The organism is Polycladospora coralii, assembly GCF_014773435.2.
In the GTDB taxonomy this organism is placed as follows: Bacteria; Bacillota; Bacilli; order Thermoactinomycetales; family Thermoactinomycetaceae; genus Polycladospora; species Polycladospora coralii.
Map to the genome: position 1 here is coordinate 1 of NZ_JACXAG020000019.1, position 5387 is coordinate 5387.

The 5387-nt window shown below is 38.7% G+C and carries 4 protein-coding genes and 1 rRNA gene; all 5 read right to left on the bottom strand.

Annotated features, from left to right (window positions below; translation table 11 throughout):
• Window positions 1–276: 276 nt before the first annotated feature.
• Window positions 277–1944: a glycerol-3-phosphate dehydrogenase/oxidase gene (locus IC619_RS16400; protein WP_191141195.1), complete on the bottom strand. Its 1668-nt coding sequence runs from the start codon at window positions 1942–1944 to the stop codon at window positions 277–279.
• A 105-nt stretch (window positions 1945–2049) separates the two neighbouring features.
• Window positions 2050–3540, bottom strand: a complete 1491-nt coding sequence (glpK, locus tag IC619_RS16405; protein WP_191141194.1) for a glycerol kinase GlpK — start codon at window positions 3538–3540, stop codon at window positions 2050–2052.
• A 133-nt stretch (window positions 3541–3673) separates the two neighbouring features.
• Window positions 3674–4384 (bottom strand): MIP/aquaporin family protein, encoded by a 711-nt coding sequence (locus IC619_RS16410; RefSeq protein ID WP_191141193.1) that lies wholly within the window; start codon window positions 4382–4384, stop codon window positions 3674–3676.
• Window positions 4385–4575: 191 nt separating this feature from the next.
• A complete protein-coding gene (locus IC619_RS16415; RefSeq protein ID WP_191141192.1) occupies window positions 4576–5142 on the bottom strand; it encodes a glycerol-3-phosphate responsive antiterminator in 567 nt (188 codons plus the stop codon).
• A 151-nt stretch (window positions 5143–5293) separates the two neighbouring features.
• A 16S ribosomal RNA gene (locus IC619_RS16420) occupies window positions 5294–5387 on the bottom strand; the annotation flags it as partial.

Consider the following 5387-nt stretch of genomic DNA (forward strand, 5'->3'; position numbering starts at 1 on the left):
ACTTCTCCGGTGAATATATACTTGACATTTAAAAAAGACCAAGTGTATTTCATACAGCTTGTTTCCATATCTAATTTTCAAGGTGCGATTCATTTCAGCGTCGCTTGCGGCGACAAGAAATAATATACCATGATACTATATCAATTGCAACCTTTTTTTTAAAAGTGAATTCATTTCGATCAAATAATCAGGTGGATTAGAGTCTCCACCTGATTTTATACCCAATTAGGACAGTTGGGTCTGAACCCATGTTAGTTTGACACTTATAGTTATTCACTACTCTTTAGCTGCATCTACACTATAACTGATTTCAACTTGCAACTCGTTGAGATTTTGACCAAGCTGTTCATTATTCCAATTCAATTCTTTAGCCATAAATTGTGCTACTTCTTGTTTCCACTTCTGCACCCAATCGATATTAAAAAATAAGGCGCCCGTCCTTCTAATAAAGAAATCACTTAATCGAACAGTCATTTCATGGTCAATTGCGTACTTGACCATGGCATATACAGCAAGGTTCAATTTGTTTTTGCTAGCCTCCGATGCATTACTTTCAAGATATTGATAAACGGTATCAATATTAGAACCATACAATTGAGTTAATTGTTTTGTTTCTGTTTGAGATAACCCCAATTCAATTCCTCTCTCTTCTTTTTGCTTAAGAAATTGATCCCATTGCGCTACTCCCCCCACATCTCCCCCTGAAATCGAAATCCGATGTGTATGGCAATTTTTAAATGAATTACCGGTCTCTTCTCCTATTTCTCTCGTGACCAAATCAACGATTTTTTGCGCCATTTTTCGATAACCAGTCAATTTCCCACCAGCAATTGTGATCAAACCTGATTCAGATCGAAAAACTTCATCTTTACGTGATATTTCAGATGGGGATTTCCCTTCTTCGTGAATCAGTGGCCGAATTCCAGCCCACCCGGATTCTATATCGTGATCCGATAAATGAAGTTTAGGAAACATTTGATTAACCGCTTCAATTAGGTAATCACGATCCTTTTGCGTAAGACGAGGATGTTCTAAATCGCCATGATATTCTGTATCTGTCGTACCAATATATGTTTTCCCTGCTCGTGGTATCGCAAAAATCATACGCCCATCTTCAACATCAAAATATACAGCATGAGATAATGGGCATTTGCTTTGGTCGATTACAATGTGGATACCTTTTGTCCAATACAGGTGTTTCCCTTTTTTAGAACCATCAATTTCACGTAAATCATCTACCCAAGGTCCGGTTGCGTTTACAATTTTTTTAGCGTATAGATCATGCGTTTGATTGGTTAAGCGGTCCGTGACTTTAACACCCACTAGCTTATTATTTTTGTAAATAAAATCGGTTACTTTCATATAGTTGAACAAACTAGCCCCATATGCATACGCTTTCTTTAGTACTTCTAGTGTAAGACGTGCATCATCTGTACGATACTCCACATAGTACCCCGATCCTTTTAGCCCTTGTTCTTTTAGCAAAGGCTCGCGCTTTAGTGTTTCCTCTTTACTAAGCATTTTACGACGCTCCGTTTTTCTTACTCCTGCTAAGCGATCGTATACGCTTAATCCAACTGAAGTAGAAAACTTACCAAATGTCCCTCCTTCTATAATGGGAAGTAGCATCCATTCAGGTGTGGTAACATGAGGACCATTCTCATAAACAATTGCTCGCTCTTTTCCGACTTCAGCAACTAATCCAATCTCCAGCTGTTTAAGATAGCGAAGTCCTCCATGCACTAACTTAGTTGACCGACTTGATGTACCGGCAGCAAAATCTTGCATCTCCAACAAAAGAGTTTCAGCCCCTCTTGATTGTGCATCAAGTGTAATTCCAGCACCCGTAATGCCTCCTCCAATAACAATTAAGTCCAATTCCTTGTCCAAGATGTTTTGTATTTGATTTTCTCGATTTTTAACAGAAAAAGTTTGATTCAACATACGAGTATCCTCCCCATTTATTCAAAAGAAAAACCACATAACCTTATACGCATTTATGTATAAGGTCATGTGGTTTTCTCCGATTCTCAACCATCTATTAACTTGTTAACGGAATGTTCTTGTTGATGCGACTGCTTTTACCCATCCATTATATAATACACTTGATTCGCTGTCATTAATTTGTGGCTGATAGGTTTGATCAATACTTTGGTTTTCCTTAATTTCTTTTTTACTCTCCCAAAAACCTACAGCCAACCCAGCTAAGTATGCAGCGCCTAAAGCTGTTGTTTCAAGCACCTTAGGACGTTCAACTGGAACGGATAAAATATCACTCTGGAATTGCATTAAGAAGTTATTAGCCGACGCACCTCCATCTACACCTAATTTAGTGAGGTGGAATCCTGCATCTTTTTCCATGGCTGTTAATACATCTTTTGTTTGATAAGCAAGTGATTCCAGTGTTGCACGAGCAAAGTGTGCATCGGTTGTTCCACGTGTAAGTCCAAAGACAGCCCCTCTAGCATCACTATCCCAATACGGAGTCCCTAACCCAACGAAGGCAGGTACAACATATACACCATCAGTTGACTCAACAGAGTTCGCTAATTCTTCACTGTCTGCACTGGACTCAATCATTTTTAGCCCATCACGCAACCATTGAATAGCAGAACCTGCGACAAAAACACTTCCTTCTAAAGCGTATTCTACTTTGCCATCTAATCCCCAAGCAATGGTAGTCAATAACCCATGCTCCGATGGAATAGCTTTTTCACCTGTATTCATTAACATAAAACAGCCTGTTCCATATGTGTTCTTAGCCATACCCTTTTCAAAGCATGCTTGTCCAAATAAAGCCGCTTGCTGATCACCAGCAATTCCTGCAATAGGTACAGATGTGCCTAAAATAGAGGCATCCACATCCGTATAATATTCAGAAGAAGAGCGCACTTCTGGTAGCATAGATGATGGAACCGTTAAGCAGTCTAGTAACTCTTGATCCCATTTTAAATCATAAATATTAAACATGAGTGTACGAGAAGCGTTGGTGTAATCTGTTATATGTTTTTTCCCTTTTGATAATTTCCATACAAGCCATGTATCAATGGTTCCAAATAATAAGTCACCTGCATTTGCTTTTTCCCGTGCACCTTCTACATGATCCAAGATCCATTTTACTTTTGTTCCTGAGAAATATGCATCAACAAGCAAGCCTGTTTTTCTACGAAATAGATCGCTATGTCCCGCTGTTTTTAATTCATTACAAATGTCTACGGTTTGTCTCGATTGCCATACAATTGCATTGTAGACAGGCTTTCCTGTCGTTTTATCCCATACCACAGTTGTCTCACGTTGATTAGTAATACCAATAGAAGCGATTTGGTTACTATCTACATCATTTTTTTCTAAAACATCTTTTAAAACATATTGTACAGTTTCCCAAATTTCTTCGGCATCATGCTCAACCCAACTTGGCTTAGGGAAAATTTGAGAAAATTCTTTCTGAGAAACCCCTTTTACTTGACCTTTATAATCGAATAAAATGGCGCGCGAGCTCGTCGTTCCCTGATCAATGGAAAGTATATATTTCTTAGACATTTCAATATCCCCCTTTTGATTTTTCTAAATAATAGCCTCTGTTTCAGTTCGTGATGCGTTTCATTCTCTGTATTCAGCATATCTATTACAATGCTTTATTTCAATTCAAGTGTGTTGATTGATATGGTCCTAATCATATAACAAATCCGTAAACCAATGCTGCAAGAACAGCTCCTAAAATGGGGCCAACAACGGGTATCCAAGCATATTTCCAATCAGACGACCCTTTTCCTGCAATGGGAAGAATGGCATGTGCGATACGAGGTCCTAAATCACGTGCGGGATTAATTGCATATCCAGTTGTCCCTCCTAAAGACAAGCCGATCGATACAATCAGAAATCCGACTACCATTGTTTTTACACCATCTGAAAATACTAAACCTTCAGCTCCTAATGCCAATAATACAAACACCAGCACGAATGTACCAATTAGTTCACTTAAAATATTAGACGGTGTATGTCGAATGGCTGGTGCTGTTGCAAAACAAGCTAATTTCGCTTCTGCATCATCCGTTTCTTTCCAATGTGGGTAATAATGTAACCAAACTAAAACCGCTCCCAATATTGCTCCTACCATTTCTCCTGAGATTAATGGAATGAGTTCTAACCAGGTTAATTCGCCTGCAACTGCATAGCCGATTGCAAGCGCTGGGTTTAAATATGCACCGCTATAATGGCCTACCATATAAGCCGCAATCATTACAGCGAAGCCCCAACCAAACGTAATGACAATCCAACCACTGTCCTTCGCTTTGGACTTTCCGAGTACTACTCCTGCAACTACACCATTTCCTAGTAAAATGAGCATCATGGTACCAATTAGTTCCGCAAGAAAGTGAGACATGTCTACTCCTCCAATAACATTTCTTGGTTTTCATGTTTCGATCTGCAAAAAAAGAGTCACTAACAGAACTTTCCTTAAAAGAAAGTTTGTCAATGACTCTCCTGATCTCATGTCATGAATGATTAACTTTTTTGGGCTGTTACAATGAAATCGCTTTCTTAAGCACATTGTATTCTATTTTAGCAATCTATTCAATTAATTTTTCTGTTCCATAATTTTTTTTCTGAAGTAGTTACTGCCAATGCACCAGCTTTTAGTGCATCCTGAACTTCAGTATGCGTACGAATAAGACCTCCAGCTAAGATGGGCACACTACTGTGTTGGTGTACTTCTTTTATAATAGTAGGGGGTACTACCCCTGGCAAAATCTCGATATAATCTGGTTGAGTTGAATCAATAACACGGTAACTGGTTTCGAGTGCATGTGTATCCAATAAAAACACCCTTTGAATTGCAATTTTTTTTCTTTTTTTTGCGATTCGGACCACCGGTGCCCGTGTAGAAATAAGTCCATCCGGTTTTACAATTTGGCATAAGTATTCAGCAGCATATTCATCACTTTTTAAGCCTTGTACCAAATCTACATGTAGTAATACTTTTTTTTGGTTTTGTTTAGCAAGTTTCATAAGAGATGGAAGTTGTGCAATATGTGTCTCTAACAAAATAATGTATGTATATTCGCTGTACATAAGTGTTTCAAAATCTTTTACATTTTTGGCAACAGGTAAGATTTTTTGTTCTGCAAAATGAGAAACCATAGCCATTCTCCTTTATGAATACGGGATTCTTTAAGCATAACAAAAAACAGGCTTCCTTAAAAGGAAGCCTGTTACCTATTCCCTGAAAACTAAAGAGTGCTTACATGACCTGTCATGATTCGATTTAAGCTCCTAGAAGGAGCGTCCTTAGAAAGGAGGTGATCCATCCCCACCTTCCGGTAGGGATACCTTGTTACGACTTCACCCCAATCATCTGCCCCACCTTAGGCGGCTCGATCCCTTGC

Bases quoted from the DNA above. Each gene is read 5' to 3' on its own strand.
- IC619_RS16400 (WP_191141195.1), bottom strand. From the start codon at position 1,944: ATGTTGAATCAAACTTTTTCTGTTAAAAATCGAGAAAATCAAATACAA.
- IC619_RS16415 (WP_191141192.1), bottom strand. From the start codon at position 5,142: ATGGTTTCTCATTTTGCAGAACAAAAAATCTTACCTGTTGCCAAAAAT.
- IC619_RS16410 (WP_191141193.1), bottom strand. From the start codon at position 4,384: ATGTCTCACTTTCTTGCGGAACTAATTGGTACCATGATGCTCATTTTA.
- glpK (WP_191141194.1), bottom strand. From the start codon at position 3,540: ATGTCTAAGAAATATATACTTTCCATTGATCAGGGAACGACGAGCTCG.